19 protein-coding genes are annotated in these 22,226 nt (G+C 68.4%); 7 read left to right on the top strand and 12 right to left on the bottom strand.

Annotated features, from left to right (window positions below):
* Position 1: 1 nt before the first annotated feature.
* The 3 genes from ACFV6H_RS12830 to coxB are packed head-to-tail and all read right to left on the bottom strand — an operon-like array spanning position 2 to position 3,098.
* On the bottom strand, positions 2–400 hold the full coding sequence (locus ACFV6H_RS12830; RefSeq protein WP_093603505.1) for a cytochrome c oxidase subunit 4: 399 nt from the start codon (positions 398–400) through the stop codon (positions 2–4).
* Complete coding sequence (gene ctaD, locus ACFV6H_RS12825; RefSeq protein WP_384979969.1) at positions 397–2,139, bottom strand: cytochrome c oxidase subunit I; 1,743 nt, start codon at positions 2,137–2,139, stop codon at positions 397–399. Before ctaD ends, ACFV6H_RS12830 begins: the two co-directional genes overlap by 4 nt.
* Entirely contained in the window at positions 2,136–3,098 is a 963-nt protein-coding gene (gene coxB / locus ACFV6H_RS12820) for a cytochrome c oxidase subunit II (RefSeq protein WP_093593008.1), read from the bottom strand. The genes ctaD and coxB overlap by 4 nt, the downstream gene beginning before the upstream one ends.
* A gap of 304 nt (positions 3,099–3,402) precedes the next feature.
* Here coxB and ACFV6H_RS12815 point away from each other — a divergent pair, with 304 nt between their 5' ends.
* Positions 3,403–4,785 carry a cysteine desulfurase/sulfurtransferase TusA family protein gene (locus ACFV6H_RS12815; protein ID WP_385541127.1) on the top strand — a complete coding sequence of 461 codons (1,383 nt, stop codon included), beginning with the start codon at positions 3,403–3,405 and terminating at the stop codon, positions 4,783–4,785.
* Between the two features lie 33 nt (positions 4,786–4,818).
* Here the strand turns inward: ACFV6H_RS12815 and ACFV6H_RS12810 are convergent, their stop codons facing one another.
* Entirely contained in the window at positions 4,819–5,823 is a 1,005-nt protein-coding gene (locus ACFV6H_RS12810) for a carbohydrate kinase family protein (RefSeq protein ID WP_384979975.1), read from the bottom strand.
* Positions 5,824–6,084: 261 nt separating this feature from the next.
* On the opposite strand from ACFV6H_RS12810, the gene ACFV6H_RS12805 reads away from it, so the two are divergent.
* A complete protein-coding gene (locus ACFV6H_RS12805) occupies positions 6,085–7,521 on the top strand; it encodes a hypothetical protein (protein ID WP_385541125.1) in 1,437 nt (478 codons plus the stop codon).
* A 127-nt stretch (positions 7,522–7,648) separates the two neighbouring features.
* Here ACFV6H_RS12805 and ACFV6H_RS12800 read toward each other — a convergent pair whose 3' ends face one another.
* Positions 7,649–8,005, bottom strand: a complete 357-nt coding sequence (locus ACFV6H_RS12800; protein WP_093593015.1) for an iron-sulfur cluster assembly accessory protein — start codon at positions 8,003–8,005, stop codon at positions 7,649–7,651.
* A gap of 294 nt (positions 8,006–8,299) precedes the next feature.
* On the opposite strand from ACFV6H_RS12800, the gene nadA reads away from it, so the two are divergent.
* Positions 8,300–9,487: a quinolinate synthase NadA gene (gene nadA, locus ACFV6H_RS12795; RefSeq protein WP_384979981.1), complete on the top strand. Its 1,188-nt coding sequence runs from the start codon at positions 8,300–8,302 to the stop codon at positions 9,485–9,487.
* Between the two features lie 88 nt (positions 9,488–9,575).
* Here the strand turns inward: nadA and ACFV6H_RS12790 are convergent, their stop codons facing one another.
* Together ACFV6H_RS12790 and ACFV6H_RS12785 are read right to left on the bottom strand one after the other, a co-directional pair.
* Positions 9,576–9,830, bottom strand: a complete 255-nt coding sequence (locus tag ACFV6H_RS12790) for a type II toxin-antitoxin system prevent-host-death family antitoxin (protein ID WP_385541122.1) — start codon at positions 9,828–9,830, stop codon at positions 9,576–9,578.
* A gap of 29 nt (positions 9,831–9,859) precedes the next feature.
* Positions 9,860–10,267: a hypothetical protein gene (locus tag ACFV6H_RS12785; RefSeq protein WP_385541120.1), complete on the bottom strand. Its 408-nt coding sequence runs from the start codon at positions 10,265–10,267 to the stop codon at positions 9,860–9,862.
* A gap of 222 nt (positions 10,268–10,489) precedes the next feature.
* Here ACFV6H_RS12785 and ACFV6H_RS12780 point away from each other — a divergent pair, with 222 nt between their 5' ends.
* The 3 genes from ACFV6H_RS12780 to ACFV6H_RS12770 all read left to right on the top strand — a co-directional run bounded on the left by ACFV6H_RS12780 (position 10,490) and on the right by ACFV6H_RS12770 (position 11,839).
* Entirely contained in the window at positions 10,490–11,335 is an 846-nt protein-coding gene (locus tag ACFV6H_RS12780; RefSeq protein ID WP_385541593.1) for a Scr1 family TA system antitoxin-like transcriptional regulator, read from the top strand.
* Complete coding sequence (locus ACFV6H_RS12775; RefSeq protein ID WP_385541118.1) at positions 11,314–11,517, top strand: DUF397 domain-containing protein; 204 nt, start codon at positions 11,314–11,316, stop codon at positions 11,515–11,517. Before ACFV6H_RS12780 ends, ACFV6H_RS12775 begins: the two co-directional genes overlap by 22 nt.
* A 118-nt stretch (positions 11,518–11,635) precedes the next feature.
* The gene (locus ACFV6H_RS12770) at positions 11,636–11,839 is read left to right on the top strand and encodes a DUF397 domain-containing protein (RefSeq protein WP_385541116.1); all 204 of its coding nucleotides are present in this window, start codon (positions 11,636–11,638) and stop codon (positions 11,837–11,839) included.
* A gap of 2,040 nt (positions 11,840–13,879) precedes the next feature.
* On the opposite strand, the gene ACFV6H_RS12765 is transcribed toward ACFV6H_RS12770, so the two are convergent.
* The gene (locus ACFV6H_RS12765; RefSeq protein ID WP_093601078.1) at positions 13,880–14,458 is read right to left on the bottom strand and encodes a TetR/AcrR family transcriptional regulator; all 579 of its coding nucleotides are present in this window, start codon (positions 14,456–14,458) and stop codon (positions 13,880–13,882) included.
* Positions 14,459–14,555: 97 nt separating this feature from the next.
* Here ACFV6H_RS12765 and ACFV6H_RS12760 point away from each other — a divergent pair, with 97 nt between their 5' ends.
* A complete protein-coding gene (locus ACFV6H_RS12760) occupies positions 14,556–15,437 on the top strand; it encodes an SDR family oxidoreductase (RefSeq protein ID WP_385541114.1) in 882 nt (293 codons plus the stop codon).
* A gap of 97 nt (positions 15,438–15,534) precedes the next feature.
* On the opposite strand, the gene ACFV6H_RS12755 is transcribed toward ACFV6H_RS12760, so the two are convergent.
* The 4 genes from ACFV6H_RS12755 to ACFV6H_RS12740 all read right to left on the bottom strand — a co-directional run bounded on the left by ACFV6H_RS12755 (position 15,535) and on the right by ACFV6H_RS12740 (position 22,214).
* The gene (locus ACFV6H_RS12755) at positions 15,535–16,614 is read right to left on the bottom strand and encodes a glycerophosphodiester phosphodiesterase family protein (protein WP_385541112.1); all 1,080 of its coding nucleotides are present in this window, start codon (positions 16,612–16,614) and stop codon (positions 15,535–15,537) included.
* A gap of 208 nt (positions 16,615–16,822) precedes the next feature.
* Complete coding sequence (locus ACFV6H_RS12750; RefSeq protein ID WP_385541110.1) at positions 16,823–19,987, bottom strand: efflux RND transporter permease subunit; 3,165 nt, start codon at positions 19,985–19,987, stop codon at positions 16,823–16,825.
* Positions 19,988–20,274: 287 nt separating this feature from the next.
* Entirely contained in the window at positions 20,275–20,961 is a 687-nt protein-coding gene (locus tag ACFV6H_RS12745; protein ID WP_384980006.1) for a response regulator, read from the bottom strand.
* Positions 20,958–22,214 carry a sensor histidine kinase gene (locus ACFV6H_RS12740; protein ID WP_385541107.1) on the bottom strand — a complete coding sequence of 419 codons (1,257 nt, stop codon included), beginning with the start codon at positions 22,212–22,214 and terminating at the stop codon, positions 20,958–20,960. The genes ACFV6H_RS12745 and ACFV6H_RS12740 overlap by 4 nt, the downstream gene beginning before the upstream one ends.
* Positions 22,215–22,226: the final 12 nt, after the last annotated feature.

Here is a 22,226-nt window from a genome sequence, read left to right as displayed (position 1 = left end):
TCTACTGGTTCTGGCTCTCGCCCCGGTAGAACTCGAAGACCCAGCCCCACAGACCGACCAGGATCAGCGGCAGCGAGAAGTACAGCAGCCACCAGCCGATCGCGATCCCGAGGAAGGCCAGCGCGCCGCCGATGGCGAGCGAGAACGGCTGCCAGCTGTGCGGGGCGAAGAAGCCCACCTCACCGGCCTCGTCCGAGACATCGGCTTCCTTGTTGTCCTGGGCCATCGCGTCCACCCGGCGGGCGGTGAAGGCCAGATAAAAGCCGATCATGACGCTCAGCCCGAAGGCCAGGAACAGCGCGGTCGTACCGGCCGGCTCCTTCGACCACACGCCGTACAGCACGGCGGCGGCCAGGATGAAGACGCTCAGCCAGATGAACATCTTGCCTTGGATCTTCACTTCCCGGCCTCCTTGCCACCGGCGAGGGCGGGCTCGCCGCCGTGCCCGACGCTTTCGAGCTGTTCGAGCGCGGCGACCTCCGGGTGGTGGAGATCGAATGCCGGGGATTCCGAACGGATCCTCGGCAGAGTGAGGAAGTTATGCCGCGGCGGCGGGCAGGAAGTCGCCCATTCGAGCGAACGTCCATAGCCCCACGGGTCGTCGACCTCGACCTTCTTGCCGTACTTGGCGGTCTTCCAGACGTTGTACAGGAACGGCAGGATCGACAGTCCGAGGACGAACGAGCTGATCGTGGAAATGGTGTTCAGCGCGGTGAATCCGTCGGAGGCGAGATAGTCCGCGTAACGGCGTGGCATTCCTTCGGCGCCCAGCCAGTGCTGGACGAGGAAGGTGCCGTGGAAGCCGATGAAGAGCGTCCAGAAGGTGATCTTCCCGAGCCGCTCGTCCAGCATCTTGCCGGTGAACTTCGGCCACCAGAAGTGGAATCCGGCGAACATCGCGAACACCACGGTGCCGAAGACGACGTAGTGGAAGTGCGCGACCACGAAGTACGAGTCGGAGACATGGAAGTCCATCGGCGGCGACGCCAGGATCACACCGGTCAGACCACCGAAGGTGAAGGTGACCAGGAAGCCGATCGTCCAGAGCATCGGTGTCTCGAAGGACAGTGAGCCCTTCCACATGGTGCCGATCCAGTTGAAGAACTTCACACCGGTCGGTACCGCGATCAGGAAGGTCATGAACGAGAAGAACGGCAGCAGCACACCGCCGGTCACATACATGTGGTGCGCCCACACCGTCACGGAGAGACCCGCGATGGAGATGGTCGCGCCGATCAGACCGATGTAGCCGAACATCGGCTTGCGGCTGAAGACCGGGATCACTTCGGAGACGATGCCGAAGAACGGCAAGGCGATGATGTACACCTCTGGATGGCCGAAGAACCAGAAGAGGTGTTGCCAGAGCAGCGCTCCGCCGTTGGCCGAGTCGAAGACATGCGCGCCGAACTTACGGTCCGCCTCCAGCGCGAAGAGCGCGGCGGCCAGCACCGGGAAGGCCAGCAGGACCAGCACACCGGTCAGCAGCACGTTCCAGGTGAAGATCGGCATCCGGAACATCGTCATGCCGGGCGCGCGCATACAGATGATCGTGGTGATGAAGTTGACCGAGCCGAGGATCGTACCGAAGCCGGAGAAGGCCAGACCCATGATCCACAGATCGGCGCCGATGCCCGGTGAACGGACCGCGTCCGACAGCGGCGAGTAGGCGAACCAGCCGAAGTCGGCGGCGCCCTGCGGAGTGAGGAAGCCGCTCACGGCCATGATCGAGCCGAAGAGGTACAGCCAGTACGCGAACATGTTCAGCCGCGGGAACGCCACATCGGGCGCACCGATCTGGAGCGGCATGATCCAGTTGGCGAATCCGGCGAACAGCGGCGTCGCGAACATCAGCAGCATGATCGTGCCGTGCATCGTGAACGCCTGGTTGAACTGTTCGTTCGACATGATCTGCGTGCCGGGACGGGCCAGTTCGGCGCGCATGAAGAGCGCCATCACACCGCCGATGCAGAAGAACACGAACGACGTGATCAGATACATCGTGCCGATCGTCTTGTGATCGGTGGTGGTCAGCCACTTCACGACGACATTGCCCGGCTGCTTGCGCCGTACCGGCAGCTCGTTCTCGTACGAGTCCTTCGCTGCGGCGGCGGCACCCTGGGGTTCGTTGAGGATGCTCACAGTTTGTTCGTCTCCGCGTTCTTGGCCGGATCCGTCTGCGCGATGCCCGACGGGATATAGCCGTTCTGGCCCTTCTCGGCCAGCTCTTCCAGGTGCTTCTGGTAGCGCTCCGGAGAGACCACCTTGACGTTGAAGAGCATCCGCGAGTGGTCGACGCCGCACAGCTCGGCGCACTTGCCCAGGAAGGTGCCCTCCTGGTTCGGAGTCACCTCGAAGGAGTTGGTGTGCCCCGGGATGACGTCCTGCTTCATCAGGAACGGCACCACCCAGAAGGAGTGGATGACATCACGCGAGGTCAGGATGAACCTGACCTTCTCGCCCTTGGGCAGCCACAGGGTCGGGCCCGGGTTGCCGGTCTGGGGATTGCGCTGGCCCGGGACACCGGCGTCGTAGACGCCTTCGGCACCCTTGGGGAACTGCTTCGTGAACCGGTTGGGAATGGCGTCGAGCTGCTTGGGAATCGTGCTGCCCGTCGACGGGTTGCCGTCCACGTTCTCGATGTAGTTGAAGCCCCAGCTCCACTGGTAGCCGACCACGTTCACGGTGTGGGCCGGCTTCTCGGAGAGGGAGAGGAGCTTCGTCTCGTCACGTGCGGTGAAGTAGAAGAGCACCGAGACGATGATGAGCGGGACCACGGTGTACAGCGCCTCGATGGGCATGTTGTACCGGGTCTGCGGAGGGATCTCCACCTTCGTGCGGCTGCGCCGGTGGAAGATGACGCTCCACAGGATCAGACCCCATACCAGGATGCCCGTGACGAGCGCTGCCGCCCACGAGCCCTGCCAGAGGGAGAGGATCCTGGGAGCCTCTTCCGTGACCGGGGTGGGCATTCCGAGGCGGGGGAAGTCCTTGTATGTGCAACCGGTGGCGGTCGCGAGGATCAGGCCCGCAGTCAGCACCTGCGGCAGCTTCCGCCGCATCGGGCGCCGCGACGAGCGGTCGGAGCCGTTGGGACTCACGTAGCGCCTTCCCGAGAGTCTCGCCCGCGCGGCCGGCCGCGGCCGTCTCGCAGGTCGGTCGCCGGCCCTGACGCGGGCAGGGGTTTGGATGTTTATGCGGACCAAACCCTACTGGACTCGTTTTGGGGCCGTGCGGGGAGGGTGCCCAACGCGCCGCGCCGCACTCCGAGGGGGTGGAATGCCCACCTCCGGGCTGCTTCGAAGCCGCTTCAGGGCCGCTTCCGGGCTGCTTTGAGGCGCCTCCGGGGCCGCGACAACGGGGCCGGCCCGGCAAGATCCGTAAGAAAAGTTCTAGCGTGGTGGTGTGTCCTACTTCGACGTCGCGTCCTCCGCTCCGCTGCATCCCGTCGCCCGGCAGGCCCTCCAGGCCTCCCTCGACGAAGGATGGGCGGATCCCGCCCGGCTCTACCGCGAGGGACGGCGGGCCGTCCTGCTGCTGGACGCGGCGCGCGAGGCCGCCGCGGAGGCGGTCGGCTGCCGTCCCGACGAGCTGACTTTCACTCCTTCGGGAACATATGCGGTGCATTCCGGAATGTCCGGTGCGCTCTCGGGCCGACGGCGGGCCGGACGCCATCTCGTGGTCTCCGCGGTGGAGCACTCCTCCGTACTGCACGCCGCGTCGGCCCATGAGGCGGTGACGGGCGGCGAGGTGACCGAGGTGCCGGTGGACCGTTACGGAGCGGTGTCGCCGGAGGAGTACGCCAAGGCCCTGCGCGAGGACACCGCGCTGGCCTGTCTCCAGTCCGCCAACCACGAGGTGGGCACGGAGCAGCCGGTCGCAGAGGTGGCCGAGGCCTGCCGTAGCCGAGGAGTCCCGTTGCTGGTGGACGCGGCGCAGTCGCTGGGCTGGGGCCCGGTGGAGGGCGCCTGGTCGCTGCTGACGGCGAGCGCGCACAAGTGGGGCGGTCCGGCGGGCGTCGGGCTGCTCGCCGTACGCAAGGGAGTCCGGTTCGCTCCTCAAGGTCCCGCCGACGAACGGGAGTCGGGACGCGCGCCGGGCTTCCAGAACATCCCGGCGATCGTGGCGGCGGTGGCCTCACTGCGGGCGGTACGCGCCGAAGCGGCGGACGAGGCGGTACGGCTGCGGGCGCTGGTGGACCGGATCAGGGCGCGGGTGCCTGAACTGGTGCCGGATGTCGAGGTGGTGGGCGATCCGGAGCACCGGCTCCCGCATCTCGTCACCTTCTCCTGTCTCTATGTCGACGGAGAGGCGCTGCTGCACGAGCTGGACCGCGCGGACTTCTCCGTATCGTCCGGTTCGTCCTGCACGAGCAGCACGCTGACTCCGAGCCATGTGCTGCGGGCGATGGGAGTGCTGTCGGAGGGAAATGTCCGGGTCTCGCTGCCGCTCGGTACGCCGGAGGCGGAGGTGGACCGGTTCCTGGAGGTGCTGCCCGGGGCGGTGTCCGGAGTACGCGTACGGCTCGGCGCGCCGGTCTCCGCCGCCGGTCCGGGCGGGACGCCGGCGCTGGTCGTGGACGCGCTCGGCAGACGGTGCCCGATCCCGGTGATCGAGCTGGCCAAGATCTTCGGCGAGGTGCCGGTGGGCGGGACGGTGACGGTCCTGTCGGACGACGAGGCGGCGCGGCTGGACATTCCCGCGTGGTGCGAGATGCGCGGTCAGGAGTATCTGGGCGAGCGGCCGGCGGACCACGGTGTCGCTTATGTGGTCCGCCGGATCTCGTAGCCCGGTCCGGTCCGGGGTGAGCTGCGGCCCGGTCTAGGCGGGCGTCGCGTCGGGCGCGGCCGTCTCGGGCAGATGCGCCTGGACCTCGGCCGCCGCGTCATGCCCGTACGCCTTGGTGAAGCGCTCCATGAAGTGGTTCCTGCGCAGGGTGTACTCCTGCGTGCCCACGGTCTCGATGACCAGCGTCGCGAGCATGCAGCCGACCTGGGCCGCGCGCTCCAGTCCGACGCCCCAGGAGAGTCCGGAGAGGAAACCGGCGCGGAAGGCGTCGCCGACGCCCGTCGGGTCGGCCTTGGTCTCCTCCTCCGGGCAGCCGACCACGATCGGCTCCTCGCCGGCCCGGTCGATACGGACGCCGCGCTTGCCGAGAGTCGTCACCCGGTGGCCGACCTTGGAGAGGATCTCGGCGTCGCTCCAGCCGGTCTTGGACTCGATGAGTCCCTTCTCGTACTCGTTGGAGAAGAGATACGTCGCGCCGTCGAGCAGCGTACGGATCTCCTCGCCCTCCATACGCGCGATCTGCTGCGAGAAGTCGGCGGCGAACGGGATCGCGCGGGTACGGCACTCCTCGGTGTGCCGGAGCATGCCCTCGGGATCGTCCGCGCCGATCAGCACCAGGTCGAGTCCGCCGACACGGTCGGCGACCTTCTTCAGCTCGATCTGGCGGGCCTCGCTCATCGCGCCCGCGTAGAAGGAGCCGATCTGGTTGTGGTCGGCGTCCGTGGTGCAGACGAACCGGGCCGTGTGCAGGACCTCGGAGATCCGGACCGAGTCCGTGTCCACACCATGGCGGTCGAGCCACGCGCGGTACTCGTCGAAGTCCGCGCCGGCCGCGCCGACCAGGAGCGGACGGGTGCCGAGCTGGCCCATGCCGAAGCAGATGTTCGCCCCGACACCTCCCCTGCGCACCTCAAGGTTGTCGACAAGGAAGGAGAGGGAGACCGTGTGGAGCTGCTCGGCGACCAGCTGGTCGGCGAAGCGGCCGGGAAAGGTCATCAGATGGTCGGTGGCGATGGAGCCGGTGACTGCGATTCGCACGGCGTGAACGCTCCTGATGAAGGAGAACGGTTGACGGTTCACGCTACCGGTTCGGGCGGCGCCCTACCTAAGGTCTGATGAAGGTCCGAATCTACCCGATAGTAGGCCTTTCTTCATGAGCCGGACGGTGCGTACGGTGCCCATGGAGCGCGTCTCGACCGTGTCTGGACCGCATCGCACCGCTCCGCGCAGGGAACCGGGCGCTCCTCGCTTCCGTCCCACCGATGTCATCCGGGGGAACGCGGTCGAAGGAGTACAGCGGTGGCCAGCACGGAGCGCCCAGGGAACAGCACGGACCGCCCGCGTCGGCGGCGTTCTCCGCTCGTCGCCACGGTGGCGGCGGCGGTACTGATCGCCGGTGGCGGTGGCGCGTACTTCGCCACGAGTGCCTTCGGCGGCAGCGGCGCGGACGACACGGGCGGCGGGAGCGGTACGCCGGGAGGCGACCGCATCCCGCCGCCGCTCGATGTCACGCCGCCACCGCTCGGTATCGCGCCGGGCGAGCCCGACCCACGTGGATTCATCTACCGCGCCAAGGGCGAGCTGCCCGACGGTCCCGGTACGGCCCGTGTCCACCGGGTGAGCGGAGCGGTCACGGCGGACGAGGTGGCCCGGCTGGCCGAGGCGCTCGGAGTGGCGGGCGCGCCGCGTTCCGACGGTACGTTCTGGAAGGCCGGTACGGACAAGGACGGTTCGGGACCGCTGCTCCGTGTCACCAAGCAGGCGCCGGGAACGTGGACCTTCGACCGCTTCGGCCCTGCGACGGGCGGTGACAACTGTCTCAAGGGCAAGAGCTGCCCGAGCGTCGGCGGCGGCGGTACGGGCACGGGCGCCACCACGGGCGGTACGGGCGGTGCCGTGAGCGAGGCGGCGGCGAAGCGGGCGGCGGCTCCGGTGCTGAAGGCGCTGGGCCAGAGCGACGCGGAGCTCGACGCCACTCAACTGATGGGCGCGGTACGGGTGGTGAACGCGGATCCGGTGATCGGCGGGCTGCCCACCTATGGCTGGTCGACCGGCATCCAGATCGGCGCGGACGGCCAAGTGGTCCACGGCACCGGTCAGTTGACGGCGCCGGAGCCGGGCGAGGCGTATCCGGTGATCGGCGCGGACGAGGCGCTGAAGGAGCTGAACAAGGCGTCCGCCGATCTCCGTGGCCGTGGCCCGGCCGTCGACTGCGCCACCGCGATGCCGCTGGAGGACGGGACGGCGGCGGCCCGGTGCGAGCCGTCGGTGCCGGCCGGCGCGGAGCCGGTGGAGATCGACAGGGCGGTCCTCGGACTGGCGCTGCGGACGGTGGAGGGCCGCGGAGCGCTCGTACCGTCCTGGCTGTTCGAGGTGGTGCCCGGCGGCGGCGCTCCGTCGCGCACACTCGTCCAGCTCGCCGTGGCCCCGGAGTCCCTGGCGAAGAGCGCGCCGGAGCCGAAACCGAAGCTGAGCGACCCGGGCCTGATGTCGTACGGCGTGGACGGCCGGAGTCTGGCCCTGCGCTTCATGGGCGGCGTGTGCGGTACGTACACGGCCCACGCGGACGAGAGCGGTACGGCCGTCAAGGTGCGGATCTCCCACTCGGCGTCCGGCCCGGACCAGGTCTGTGTGGCGATGGCCAAGGCGCAGACCGTGACGGTGACGCTGGAGAGGCCGCTGGGCGAGCGCCGGGTGGTCGACGCGGTGACGGGCGAGCTCGTGCCGCACAGCTGAGGCGGCGGAGCCTGAAGACGTGCGTGCCCGGTCGGGTGCGCACTGGGAAGGCGGCGGGCCCGAGGGGGGACCGCCGCCTTTCTCTGTCTGCTGCGGAAGGGCTCAGCAGGCCTAGGCCGTGTCCGGCCTAGCTGAAGGAGTCGCCGCAGGCGCAGGAGCCCGACGCGTTCGGGTTGTCGATCGTGAAGCCCTGCTTCTCGATGGTGTCGACGAAGTCGATGGACGCGCCGCCGAGGTACGGAGCGCTCATCCGGTCGGTGACGACCTTGACCCCGCCGAACTCCTTGACGACGTCGCCGTCGAGCGAGCGCTCGTCGAAGAAGAGCTGGTAACGCAGGCCGGAGCAGCCGCCGGGCTGAACGGCGACCCGCAGTGCGAGGTCGTCCCGGCCTTCCTGGTCCAGCAGGGCCTTGACCTTGCCCGCGGCGGCGTCGGACAGGAGGATGCCGTCGCTCACGGTGGTGGTGTCGTCCGATACGGACATCTGCTTCTCTCCCGGGTTGTACGGACTGCTTGCCGACAGTTCAACCGGCTCGGCCGCGGATTCATTCCGGGCACTGGCGCGTGTCTTTTTGCCTCCTTCATGCTCGCACACCGGCTCCTGAATCGTCAGCGGGCGGCCCTGCCTGGAATGCGTCACATCGACGCTATCGGCATCGTCAAAGTGACGTGAATCAGGTTATGATAGATAACGTCAAATAGACGAAAAGGCTTCGCAGACTCGCTCAGACTCGTTCGCAGAGAAGACTCCGCTCGCAGAGAAGAAAGGGTGCGTGACGTGACCACCGCCCAGACCCGACAGGATCTCGCTGTCCAGCCGACACCGCTGGCCCTGCTGCTGCTCGGCCGCGAGGCCGACCCGCGCAGCGAACGGGGCGTGGAGTGTCCCGGCGATCTGCCCTCCCCGTCCGACCCGGACCTGGTGGAGCGTGCCCGCGTGGCCAAGGAGAAGCTCGGGAACAAGGTCTTCGTCCTCGGCCACCACTACCAGCGTGACGAGGTCATCCAGTTCGCGGATGTCACCGGGGACTCCTTCAAGCTCGCCAGGGACGCGGCGGCGCGGCCCGACGCCGAGTACATCGTCTTCTGCGGTGTGCACTTCATGGCCGAGTCGGCGGACATCCTCACCTCCGAGGACCAGAAGGTCGTCCTGCCGGATCTGGCCGCCGGCTGCTCCATGGCCGACATGGCCACGGCCGAGCAGGTCGCGGAGTGCTGGGACGTACTGACCGAGGCCGGGATAGCCGAGCGGGTCGTGCCCGTCTCGTACATGAACTCCTCGGCCGACATCAAGGCCTTCACCGGCAAGCACGGCGGCACGATCTGCACGTCCTCGAACGCCGAGCGCGCGCTGAACTGGGCCTTCGAGCAGGGCGACAAGGTGCTCTTCCTGCCCGACCAGCACCTCGGGCGCAATACCGCGGTACGGGAGCTCGGGCTGTCCCTGGAGGACTGCGTCCTCTACAACCCGCACAAGCCGAACGGCGGTCTCACGGCCCAGGAGCTGCGGGACGCGAAGATGATCCTGTGGCGCGGGCACTGCTCGGTCCACGGACGCTTCTCGCTGGACTCCGTCCAGGAGGTACGGGAGCGGGTCCCGGGAGTGAACGTCCTGGTGCATCCCGAGTGCAAGCACGAGGTCGTCGCGGCGGCGGACTATGTCGGCTCGACCGAATACATCATCAAGACACTGGAGGCGGCGCCCGCGGGCTCCAAGTGGGCGGTCGGCACCGAGCTGAACCTGGTCCAGCGCCTGGCGAACCGTTTCGCCGCGCAGGACAAGGAGATCGTCTTCCTCGACAGGACCGTCTGCTTCTGCTCGACCATGAACCGTATCGACCTGCCGCACCTGGTCTGGGCGCTGGAGTCACTGGCCGAGGGCAACGAGGTCAACCGCATCCAGGTGGACAAGGAGACGGCGGACTTCGCGCAGCTGGCACTGGAACGGATGCTGGCGCTGCCGTAAGGGTGAGCGGGCAGATGGGGCGCCCACCGGCGGGGCGCCCCCGCGCCCGCCGGTGTCGCCCGTCAGTGGCGACGGCCGGGCCGGCCGGTCAGGCCCGCGCTGCGAGTTCCGCGAGGAGCTGCTCCTGCGTCACCACCGGTTCGGGAAATCCCTGGGCCTCATTGAGACGGTTCCGCACGATGGCCAGGTCGTCCTCAAGATCGGCAAGTTCCTGAGGGCTGATGAGAACGGCCACCACTGTGCCGTTGTCGGTGACAGCAATGCGTTCACGACTGGCGGCCACCTGGCGGCACAGGTCCCCGAGGTCGGCGCGAGCTTGAGTAATTTCCACCAAGTCCGTCATAACGGCAACGTATCGCCCGGCCGTCGGCGTCACGGGTGGATCCGCCGTTCGCAGGCGCGGCACACCGTTTCGGCACCGCAGCATTCGGTCTTGCCGCGTTCGGCGGGCTCTTCCGTAGCGGCTACGGCCTCTTCCGTACCGGCTTGCGGCAGCCGCGCGCCTCGGCTGTCGGCGATCCGCAAGATGTTGCGCAGTGCGACCGCGAGGGACGTGGACAGCCGGATCAGCTCCTGCGTGTCCGCAGGCGGAGCGGTGAGCAGCGGCTCGACGTCGTCCAGCAGCCACTCGGCGGAGATGAGCAGCTCTTCCTCGACGTCGTCGGCCATCCGGGACATCCGGCTGCCGGGCCCTGCGGCACTGAGGTAACAGGGCGCTCCCGACGCCGTGGTCCACGGCAGCAACCGCATGGGCCTGCCCTGCGAGTCAGTCGGCATCATCGTGCGGCCACCTCCTCCCGGCAACGCGCCTGCGTCTTCGCGGACTTCGGTACGAACATGTCGGCCCTGCCTCCTCCGGTCTTTCTGGCGCCTCTGGCGCACAGGAACACGGACGATTACCGTGTGTGCTCCCATCGTCGCCCTGTGAGATGGGTCTCAACAGCGGCGTCCCGTCCCAGCGTTGAGAACGGAACGGGAACAGAACGACAGAAAGACGCAGCCATGAAGTTCAAGCCCCAGACCCTGACCCCGTATCTGTCAGCCCGCCACTACTTCGGCTCGGAGCAACGCCGTCACCGCGAACGCGCCAATCTGTCGCTCGTACAGCTCGCGGACATCCTCAACTCCAGCAAGAGCACGCTCGCCCGCATCGAGACGGCGGAACTGATGCCACCGCCCGACCTCCCGGCCCGCCTGGACGCGGCGTTCGGCACGGACGAGCACTTCCAGGACCTGTACCAACTGGCGAAGAGGGAGGCGCATCCGGACCAGTACCGGCGGTTCATGGACTTCGAGGCGAGTGCCGAGGTCATCGAGAACTACGAACCGCAGGTGGTTCCCGGCCCGCTTCAGACCGAGGACTACGCCCGCGCGCTGCTCAGTTGCCAAGAGCACTTGACCAAAGAGCACGTAGAGGCGCTGGTTGCGGCTCGGATGTCCCGACAGGAGCGACAGCACTCGGACTCGCCTCCCTTCCGATGGGCGATCATCGACGAGTCGGTGCTGCGGCGGCGCGTTGGAAGCGTGGAGTACATGCACAAACAACTGGCTTCATTGCTCGCTCAGGTGGATACTCCGGACAGTAAGGTTCAGGTGATGCCGTTCAGCGCGGGCCCGCACTCACTCATGAGTGGTGCACTCACCTTGCTGACGCTCCCTGACGACTCCGCAGTGGCCTACGAAGAGGGCATTCAGGCCGGTCATCTCTATGAGGACCGTGACGCGGTCAAAAAGTGGCGCCGACAGTACGAAGTACTGCGTGCCAACTCCCTCTCGCCGGCCGACTCCGCGGAGTTGATCCGAAAGGCGATGGAGGACTACAAGCCATGCGACACACCCCGGAGCTGAGCACCGCTGGCTGGCGCAAAAGCAGCTACAGCAACACCAACGGGGGCAACTGCGTCGAGATCACCGAGGACTTCCCCGGCATCGTCCCCGTACGCGACAGCAAGACCCCTCACGGCCCCGCACTCGTCATCCCCGCTGGTTCCTGGACCAGCTTCATCACGGCCCTCAAGGCTCAGGCCTAAGGCTTGACAACACCGGCAACGCCCGTCCCAAACAGCAACCCGGGACGGGCTTCGCCCTCTCCCTCTCCCTGTCCGAGTCGACGGAGTCGATCCACAAGACAATGGAGGACTACGGCCCATGCGAAAGGCTTCCGAGCTGAGCACCGCCCGCTGGCGCAAGAGCAGCTACAGCAATGTCAACGGGGGCGAATGCGTCGAGATCACGGAGGACTTCCCCGGTGTGGTCCCTGTACGCGACAGCAAGACCGCCCACGGTCCGGCACTCATGATCCCCGCTGGTTCCTGGACCACATTTGTCACGGCCCTCAAGGCTCAAGCCTGAGGCCCGACAACACCGGCAACGCCCGTCCCAAACAGCAACCCGGGACGGGCTTCGCCGTCCGTTAAGGGCGCAAGTTAGGGCAGAGGCAGCGGGCCGGTGGGTGGTCTGCGCGGCAGTGGAATGGGGCTTCTGGCCTCTGCTCAGCGTCAAACCGCCGTCTGTCGGTTGGGGTTCAAGACCGCTGCTGGGGTGGGATTGTCGACTGCGGGTCACGACCAAGAGGTAGCCGTGGTGAACCGGCAGGTCCCGTGCCACGTAGGGGCCGCCCCTCCTGTTCTGATTGTCGCGGGGCCGTGCCGGGCGTCAAGGGCGCTCCTTCGTCGCGTCGGCAAGCCGATGACCTCCGGTCACCCTTGACCCCCGTCCCGCCCCCGCTGAAGGAAGGTGGGAGGGGCGGCCCGGGGGAGGGGTCCCCGGGGGGCTCAGTGGGAGGTGCCGGTCCTTTCCCGGCCTGCGGACCGGTGGTGGGATTGCGCACCAGTGGAATGGGGCGGTGGCGGCACCGGCTCAGCGTCAGACCGTCCATTGCTTGCTGGGGTTCAGGACCGTGTCTGAGATTCGTGTCCGAGTGACACCCCGGGCATCAGCCCATCCCATCCGCCAGGCCAGAGGCCCGGTGGAGCGGCAGGTCCGTGTCCATCCGCTCCTCGCATCCATAGGACACAAAAGGCCACCGGGCAGCCCGCAAGTCTGAGCGAGGGGATGAGAGCCATCGCCGAATGCCCCATATGCGCCCATTTAGTCGGCCGTTGGGAGTCCTCCAAGGTCGGTCTTGTGTCCTGAGTAGCGATAGGCCGTCCTCAGGACGTATCGACGGCCCGCACAGGCCCACTGTCCTTCCGGACAACACCACCCACCCCACCACCCACACACCCCAACAGCGGTCTTGAACCCCAGCAAACGGACGGTGGTCAGACGCTGAGCCGACGCGCCACCACCCCACTCCACTGGTGCGCAATCCACCCACCGGGCCGCAGGCCGGAAAGAAACAGGGCCCACAAGTGAGCCCCCCGGGGACCCCTCCCCCGGGCCGCCCCTCCCATGCCTGCACTTGCGATGGAGGGACGGGAGTCAAGGGTGAAGCGCAGCGCAATCGGCGCAGCCGACGCGACGAAGGAGCGCCCTTGACGCCCGGCCCGCAATCGCGAAACTCAAACCTCAAGGGGCGGCCCCCACGCGGCACGAGACCTACCGGTCCACCCCGACTACCTCTTGGGTCTGACCCGCAGACAACAACCCCACCCTCACAGCGGTCCTGAACCCCAACCAACAACCGGTGATCAGACGCCAAACCGACGCGCCACCGCCCCATTCCACTCCCGCGCACACCACCCGCCGGGCCGCGGGCCGGGAAGAAACAGGCACCTCCCACTGAGCTCCCCGGGGACCCCTCCCCCGGGCCGCCCCTCCCACCTGTACTTCAGCGGGGGCGGGACGGGGGTCAAGGGTGGAGCGCAGCGGAATCGGCGCAGCCGACGCGACGAAGGAGCGCCCTTGACGCCCGGCACGACCCCGCCACAATCAAAAACAGAGGGGCGGCCCCCACGTGGCACAGGACCTGCCGGTCCACCCCGACTACCTCTTGGGTCTGACCCGCAGCCAACAACCCCACCCTCACAGCGGGACTGAACCCCAACCAACAGACAACGGCCAGACGCTAAACAGAGCCCAGAAGCCCCACTCCACTGCCGCGCACACCACCCACCAACCCGCAGGCCGGAAAGAAACAGGCACCTCCCACTGAGCCCCCCGGGGACCCCTCCCCCGGGCCGCCCCTCCCATGCCTGTACTTGCGATGGAGGGTTGGGTGTCAAGGGTGGAGCGCAGCGGAATCGGCGTAGCCGACGCGACGGAGGAGCGCCCTTGACGCCCGGCCCGGAGTCGCGAAACTCAAACCTCAAGGGGCGGCCCCCACGCCACACCAAACCAACCGGCCCACCACGACTACCCCTCGGCCCTGACCCGCACCCAACAACCCCACCTCAGCAGTGATTCTGAACCTCAGCCAACAGCCGGTGATCAGATGCCAAACCCACGCGGTCAGCCCAGCGATGCGCTCGCCGCGCGCAGTTCCTCCAGGGCCGCCAGGGCGTATCCGGCGAGTTCGTCGTTGGCGTCATGGTCGCCCTCGGACCATTCGGCGTAGCCCCGTTTGAAGGCTAGGACGCCCAACTCGCCCGCGAGAGCTGCGGTCGGATCGGGTACGCCGCGGGCGATCAGGGCGGTGGTCATCGCGGCCGCGAGGCTGACGCTTTTGAGGGCGTCGCGCTCTTGAAGTTCGGCGCTGGCGGCGACGGCTGCCTTCAGGCGAGGGGCGAACTCGCGGTTCATGGCGCCCATCGCGCTGGAGGCGCGCTCCAGACCGGCAGCGACCGCCTCAAGCGGGCCGGCGTCAGCGGGCGCCTCGGCGATCCCCTCGGCCAGCAGCCGGCTCAGCGTCTCCTGTCCGGCCACCAACAGCTCGCGCTTGTCGGGGAAGTGCCGGAAGAAGGTGCTTTTGGTGACTCCGGCGCGCTCGGCGATCTGCGCGACCGTCGTGGCGTCGTACCCCTGCTCGGTGAACAGATCGACGGCAGCCACGACGAGGCGCTCGCGCGCGCCTGGTTCCCATCGACCCATGGGTCCATCATATGCGACGGGACTCTTGTCCCATCACTCTGCTACGGTGATGGGACAAGAGTCCCATCACTTGCACCATCACTTCCAGGAGAGTTCCATGCGTGTCTTTGTCACCGGTGGCACCGGTCTGATCGGTTCCGCCGTCGTCGCCGAACTGCTCGGCAACGGCCACACCGTCCTCGCGCTCGCCCGCTCCGACGCGTCCGCGCTGGCCGCCGAGACGGCCGGCGCCGAGCCGCTCCGGGGAGGCCTCGCCGACCTGGACATCCTCCGCGCCGGTGTCGCTCAGGCCGACGGCGTGATCCACCTGGCATTCGCCAACGACTTCAGCAGCCCCGAGGCCCTCGCAAGGGCAGTCGCCGAGGAAAGTGCCGCCCTCGCGACCCTCGGCGAGGAACTCGTCGGCAGCGACCGCCCCTTCGTCACCGTCTCGGGTACGCCCTATGCGCCGGGCCGCGTCTCCACCGAGGCCGACCCGGTGCCGACCGACGGGCCGGTCGGTGGCCGCGGTCGCGCGGTCACGGAGGTCCTGGGCCTGGCCTCGCGCGGAGTCCGGAGCACGGCCGTACGCCTGCCGCGCACGGTCCACAACCAGGGCACGGGCGGGTTCGCCGGTCTGCTGACCGGCATCGCACGCCAGACCGGAGTGTCCGGCTACCCGGGCGACGGCGCACAGCGCTGGCCGGCCGTGCACGCGCTCGACGCGGCAGTCCTCCTCCGGCTCGCCCTGGAGCAGGCAGAAGCCGGTACCGCCTGGCACGCCGTGGCCGACGAGGGCGACAAGGTACGTGACATCGCCGCGGTCATCGGCCGACGGCTGGGCCTGCCGGTCGAATCGGTGCCGGCGGAGACCTACGGCCCTCTCGGCCCGATCTTCGCGGCCGACCAGCCCTCGTCCAGCACCCACACCCGGCAGGCCCTCGGCTGGGAACCGAAGCACCCCAGCCTTCTGGAGGACCTGGAGAACATCCAGCCCTGACCGGCGACCGGAACGATCGGGCAGACCCGCTGCCGGCGCTCACGCGCCTATCACTGGCACCCGCCCGCACCCCGCCCGCACCCGCCTGCACCCGCCCTCAGTGCCGCGGCGCCCGGTACGCCTTCGGCAGGCGCATGCCGCGCTCGGTCATGATGTCGCGCACGCGGTCGGGATAGTCGGTGATGATGCCGTCGATGCCCATGTCCATCAGCGCCTCGATCGTGGCGGGATCGTCGCACGTCCACGGGATGACCTTCAGACCGCGCTTGTGGGCGTCGGAGATCATCTTCTTGTCGGGATAGAAGCGGAAGTTCGGGTCCGCGATCGTGCCGTTCTGCGGGAAGCCGTAATTCGGCGAGAGCGCGGTGACACCGGGGACGGCGGAGGCGGCCTTGACGAAGTCGCCGTCGTAGTCGTCGGCGTCTATGCCGCCGAGCCACGGAGAGGCGCCCGGCTTGCCGACCTGGAGGAAGTCGTAGTTCGTCAGCGCCACCAGCGGGTACCTCGGCGCCAGCTTGTGCATCTCCTTCAGCGCGCCCCAGTCGAAGGACTGAATGGTGACCTGCTTCTCGATGCCCGAGCGGTGGATCTCCTCGTAGACACGGCGGACGAACAGTTCGCGCGGAGCGGTCTGCTCGGGCGCGCCCGCCTCCACCTTGGTCTCGATGTTCAGCTTGACCTGCTTGGCCTTGTAGCTCTTGACCAGGTTGAGGACATCCTTCAGCTCCACCATCCGGAAGCCCTTGATCTGCTCCTGCTCGGGATAGCCGGGCAGCTGCTGGTAGCCGCAGTCCATGGTCTTGATCTGGGCCAGCGTCAGGTCCTTGATGTACTTGCCGACGTACGGGTACATCGGGTCACCCGGCGCGACCGGCCCGGTGTCCTTGCACTTCTGGGCGCTGATCTGCCGGTCGTGGTTGACGACGACCTTCTGGTCCTTGGTGACATGGGTGTCCAGCTCCAGCGTGCTCACCCCGAGGCGCAGCGCCTTGCCGAAGCCCTCCAGGGACTCCTCGGTGGTCAGACCGAGGCCGCCGCGGTGGGCCTGGAGGTCGAAGTGGGTCTTCTGCGGCGGTACGTGATCGTGGTGGCCGTGGGCCGTGGTGGCCTCGGCGGTCGCCGGGAGGGCGAGCGCCGGCACGACGGCCAGGGCAGCGAATGCATGCCGGAGGGACATCTGAACCTCGTCTGCTTCGGGCGAATTGGACTTGTGCACGCTAAATCACAGGTCCAGCGCGTACGAAGCCCAAACATGAGGGGATCGTGAACGCCGGCGCAACGATCCTTACCCACAAAAAGCCGTCGCCCCGGAGCGGCCCGCATATCGCGGACGCTCCGAGGCGACGGTGTTCAGATGTCAGGCTTCAGATGTCAGACGTCAGTTGTCAGACGCCGGCCGGTTCCGGAGCCGGTTCGTTGGCCGGTGCGCCACCCGTACCGTCCGTACCGCCCGACCTCGTCTGCCGCTTCGCCGCCTTCTTCTTCGCGCGGCGCTCCTTGCGCAGCTCCACCATCGCGTACAGCGTCGGTACGAGCAGCAGCGTCAGCAGCGTCGAGGAGACCAGACCGCCGATCACCACGACCGCGAGCGGCTGGGCGATGAAGCCGCCCTCGCCCGTGATGCCCAGCGCCATCGGCAGCAGCGCGAAGATGGTCGCCAGGGCCGTCATCAGGATCGGGCGGAGCCGGTGACGACCGCCCTCGACAACCGCCTCGACCACGCTCAGGCCCTGCCTGCGGTACTGGTTGATCAGGTCGATCAGCACGATCGCGTTGGTCACCACGATGCCGATCAGCATCAGCATGCCGATCATCGCCGGGACGCCCATCGGCGTACCGGTCACGATCAGCAGCCCGAGCGCGCCCGTGGCCGCGAACGGGATCGAGACCAGCAGGATCAGCGGCTGGATCAGCGAGCGGAAGGTCGCGACCAGCAGCATGAAGACGATCGCGATGGCCGCCAGCATGGCCAGACCGAGCTGTACGAACGCGTCGCCCTGGTCCTGCGAGACTCCGCCGATGGACGCGGTCGCGCCCTCCGGCAGATCCAGCGCGTCGATCTTCGACTGGAGCGAGGCGCTGACCGCGCCGGTGTTGTCACCGGTGGGCCTGGCCGTGACCGTCGCGGCGCGCGAGCCGTCGATCCGCGTCATCGAGACCGGTCCGGGAACCAGCTTCACCTCGGCGATCTGACCGAGCTTGACCGGCCCGAGCGGCAGGTTCTTCAGCTCGGCGATCGTCTTGGCCGGCTTGGCGGAGGTGATGACGATGTCGCGCTCGGTGTCGTCCAGGATCGCCTTGCCGGAGGCCGTGCCGCGTACGGCCTGGCCGACGGCGACGCCCAGCGTGGCATCGCTGAATCCGGCGTCCGCGGCCTTGGAGTTGGCCGTGACCGAGATACGCGGAATGCTCTGCGAGAGATCGCTCTGGACATCGGTGACGTCCTTGAGGCCCGCGACGGCGTCCCGTACCTCGTCCGCCGCCGTGCGCAGCGTGGCCGCGTCGGCGGCCTTGACCACGACGCTCAGATCCTGGCTGCCGAAGCCGTCGCCCGCCGAGATCGTCGTCTCGCCGATGCCGTCGAGCCCGGCCAGCTCCTTCTCGATCCGGTCCTGCGTCTTGTCGAACGACGCGGTGTCGTCCAAGGTCACCTGGTACGACGCCTGGTTGGCGCCCGTACCGCCGCCGAAGGCCGCCATGAAGCCGGAGGAGCCGACGGTGACCTGGTAGTCCTTGATCTCGTCGATACCGGCGAGGACCGTCTCGACCTTCTTCGCGGAGGCGTCGGCCGCCTCCAGGCTGGTGCCCGGGGCCAGCTCCTGCTTGATGGAGAGGACCTCCTGCTCGCCCTGGTCGAAGAAGTTGGTCTTGAGCAGCGGAGCCATGCCGAAGGTGGCGAGCAGGACCACGGCCGCGATGCCGACGCTGGTCAGCCGGCGGCGGGTCGCGAAGCGCAGCACCGGTACGTAGATGCGCTGGAGCCGGCTGCGGGCCTCCTTCTCCTCGGCCTGGCGGCGCGCTTCCTCCGCGCCGACGCCCTCGGTCTCCTTGGGCGCGCGCAGGAACCAGTACGAGAGCACCGGCACCACGGTCAGCGAGACCAGCAGCGAGGCGAGCAGCGCCGCCGTCACCGTCAGCGAGAACGAGCCGAACAGCTCGCCGACCATGCCGCCCACCAGACCGATCGGCAGGAACACCGCGACGGTGGTGAGGGTGGACGAGGTGACCGCGCCCGCGACCTCCTTGACCGCGGTGAGGATGGCGCTCTCGCGCTCCTCTCCGTAGCCGAGGTGCCGCTTGATGTTCTCCAGGACGACGATCGAGTCGTCCACGACCCGGCCGATCGCGATGGTCAGCGCGCCGAGCGTGAGCATGTTGAGCGAGAGGTCACGCGTCCACAGCACGATCAGCGCCAGCACGACGGAGAGCGGGATGGAGACCGCGGTGACCAGCGTGGAGCGGATCGAGGCCAGGAAGACCAGGATCACGACCACGGCGAAGAGCAGACCGAGCGCGCCCTCGGTGGTCAGTCCGGAGATCGACTTGGAGACGGCCGGGCCCTGGTCGCTGACGACGGTGAGCGTGGCGCCGGAGCCGAGGTCCTTGCGGAGGTCGGGCAGCTTGTCCTTGACCGCGTTGGAGATGGCGACGGCGCTGCCGTCGTTGTCCATGGTGGCCATGACCGCAAGGCTGGGCTTGCCGTTCGTACGGGTCAGGGACGTGGCGGCGGACGGCGTCTGCTCGACGGTGGCGATGTCACCGAGGCGTACGGGCTTCGCGGGCGCGGCGCCCGGCTGGCCGCCGCTCTGAGGAATGATCCGCAGGTCCTGGATCTGCTCGATCGAGGTGAATCCGCCGCCGACCTGGACCGTACGGCTCTTGCCGTCCTCGGAGAACGAACCCGCGGGGATCGCGGCGCCGTTCGTCCTGAGCGCCTCGGAGAGGGCCATGGTGTTCAGACCGGCCGCGGCGAGCTTCTTGTCGTCGGGAGTGACGGAGACCTGGAGGTCGCGGACACCGTCGATGGTGACCTGTCCGACACCGCCGATGTCCTCCAGGGACGGTACGACGGTGCGCTCCAGCTGGTCGGCGAGCGCCTGCTGGTCCTTGTCGGAGGTGACGGCGAGGACGACGGTCGGGATGTCGTCGGTCGAGCCGGCCACGACCTGCGGGTCGACATCGCCCGGAAGCTGGGCGCGGGCGCGGTTCACGGCCTGCTGGACATCGGCGACGAGCTGCTTGGTGCCCTCGCTCCCGAAGTCGAAGCTGGCCATGATCAGGGCGTTGCCCTCGCTGGCCGTGGAGGTGATGCCGCTGATGCCGTCGACGGCCTTGAGCGAGTTCTCCAGAGGCTCGACGACCTGCTTCTCGACCACATCGGGTGAGGCGCCCTGGTACGGCGCGAGCACCGAGACCATCGGGAGTTCGATGGAGGGCAGGAGCTGCTGCTTGAGCTGCGGTATCGCGATCGCTCCGAAGACGATCGCGATGATCGACATCAGCCCTATCAGGGCCCGTTGCGCGAGGCTGAATCTGGACAGCCAGGACATTGGGGTCTCTCTTCTGTGGTGTACGCGGCAGGTCTGAGGTGGACGCGGCAGATGTGGCGCGGCGACCCGTCTCCGGGTGCCCGTCCCTGGGCTGTCCGGCTACGGAGCGCCCTGCGGGTCGCCCGTCGACGGAGGGATGCCGAAGGGATACGGAAAGGCCGCGGAGGGAAACGCCTGGGATTACGGCCCCTCTATACGATCTGCCATCCGAAGGGGTGGATGCGTAGGCCCCAGGTCCATTTCCTTATCCGCCGCATACCGCGCCTGGAGTACGCGAGGGTGGGTGTTCACTCCACCCTTGGACGTACCAGGCCCGATTCGTACGCGATTACCACCAATTGGGCACGGTCGCGGGCGCCGAGTTTCGCCATGGCGCGGTTCACATGGGTCTTGACGGTCAGCGGGCTGACCGCCAGACGCTCCGCGATCTCGTCGTTGGAGTGGCCGCCCGCGACCAGGACGAGGACCTCGCGCTCGCGTCCGGTGAGGGCCGTCAGCCGCTCGGCGTTGACGGCCGGGTCCCGGCCGTCGGACACCGTGCCGCTCTGCGCGAGGAAGGTGGCGATCAGGCCCTTGGTCGCGGCGGGCGACAGCAGGGCCTCGCCGGCCGCGGCGATCCGGATGGCGTTGAGCAGTTCCTCGGGCTCCGCGCCCTTGCCGAGAAAGCCGGAGGCCCCGGCGCGCAGCGACTGCACGACATACTCGTCCACCTCGAAGGTGGTCAGCATGACGACCCGTACTCCGGCGAGCTCCGGATCGGCGCTGATCGTACGGGTGGCGGCCAGACCGTCCGTACCGGGCATCCGGATGTCCATCAGTACGACATCGGGCCGGGCGGAGCGGGCGAGGGCCACGGCCTGGGCGCCGTCGGCGGCCTCTCCGACGACCTCCATGTCGGGCTCCGAGTCCACCAGCACCCGGAACGCGCTGCGCAGCAGTGTCTGGTCGTCGGCGAGCAGCACTCTGATCGTCATATGCCTGATATGCCTTCCCCGGAATGCGCCCTGTCCCCCGCCGGGGTCTTCACGGGCAGTATCGCCTGGGTGCGGAAGCCGCCGCCGTAGCGGGGTCCCGCGGTGAGCGTGCCGCCGAGCGCGGTGACGCGCTCGCGCATACCGAGCAGACCGTGGCCGCCGCCGTCGGCGGGCTCGCCGGTGCCTTCGCCGTCGTCCAGCACCGTGATCTCCACGGTGGCGCCCACCCGTACGACGCTGACCTCGGCCTTGGCGCCGGGACCCGCGTGCTTGCGCACATTGGTCAGGGCCTCCTGGATGATCCGGTACGCGGCGAGGTCGACGGCGGCGGGCAGCCGGGCGGGATGGTCCGTGCCGTTCGCGGCGAACCGTACGGGCAGTCCCGCGTTGCGGAAGGTGTCGAGGAGCCCGTCGAGATGCTGGAGGCCCGGGGCCGGTTCCGTGGGAGCCGCCGGATCACCGGACTGCCGGAGCAGCCCGACGGTGGCCCGCAGCTCGCTGAGCGCGGAGCGGCTGGCCTCCCGTACATGCGCGAGGGCCTCCTTGGCCTGGTCGGGACGCTTGTCCATGACATGCGAGGCGACACCGGCCTGCACATTGACCAGCGCGATGTGATGGGCGACGACATCGTGCAGATCGCGGGCGATCCGCAGCCGCTCCTCGGCGACCCGGCGGCGGGCCTCCTCCTCACGGGTGCGCTCGGCACGCTCGGCGCGCTCGCGTATGGCGTGGATGAAGGCGCGGCGGCTGCGTACGGCATCGCCCGCGGCGCCCGCCATCCCGGTCCAGGCGAAGATCACCAGATTCTCCTGGGCGTACCAGACACCGGCGCTGAAGACCATGGCGACGGCCGTGAGCACGGCCATGGTGGCGATCCCGACGCGCCAGGTGGTGGGCCGGTCGGTGTGCGCGGCGACGGTGTAGAGCGCGATGACGGTACTGAGGACGACGGGCGCGGGCGGCTGGACCACCATCAGTTCGAGGACGGTCGTGGCGCCGGTGCACAGCAGTACGGACATGGGCGCGCGGCGGCGGAAGACGAGCGCGCCCGCGGCGAGCACCATCAGGACGACGCTGAGGGCGCCGGGCGTACGGGTGCCGAAGTTCGGGCCGTTGTGGCCGCCGGGCGGTTCCGCGAACGATCCGACGACCATGCAGACGAGGACGGCGGCGGCGAGAGCTCCGTCGGACGCGCGCGTGTGCGCGCGTGTCCAGCATCGCGTCCGCGCGACCGCGGTTCCGAGGGATGTCACATCAGGCAACGG

Origin of the sequence: Streptomyces sp. NPDC059743 (assembly GCF_042732975.1) — a bacterium.
Taxonomy (GTDB): domain Bacteria; phylum Actinomycetota; class Actinomycetes; order Streptomycetales; family Streptomycetaceae; genus Streptomyces.
Note: the sequence above shows the minus strand (reverse complement) of the source record. Positions and strands in the feature narration are given on the sequence as shown.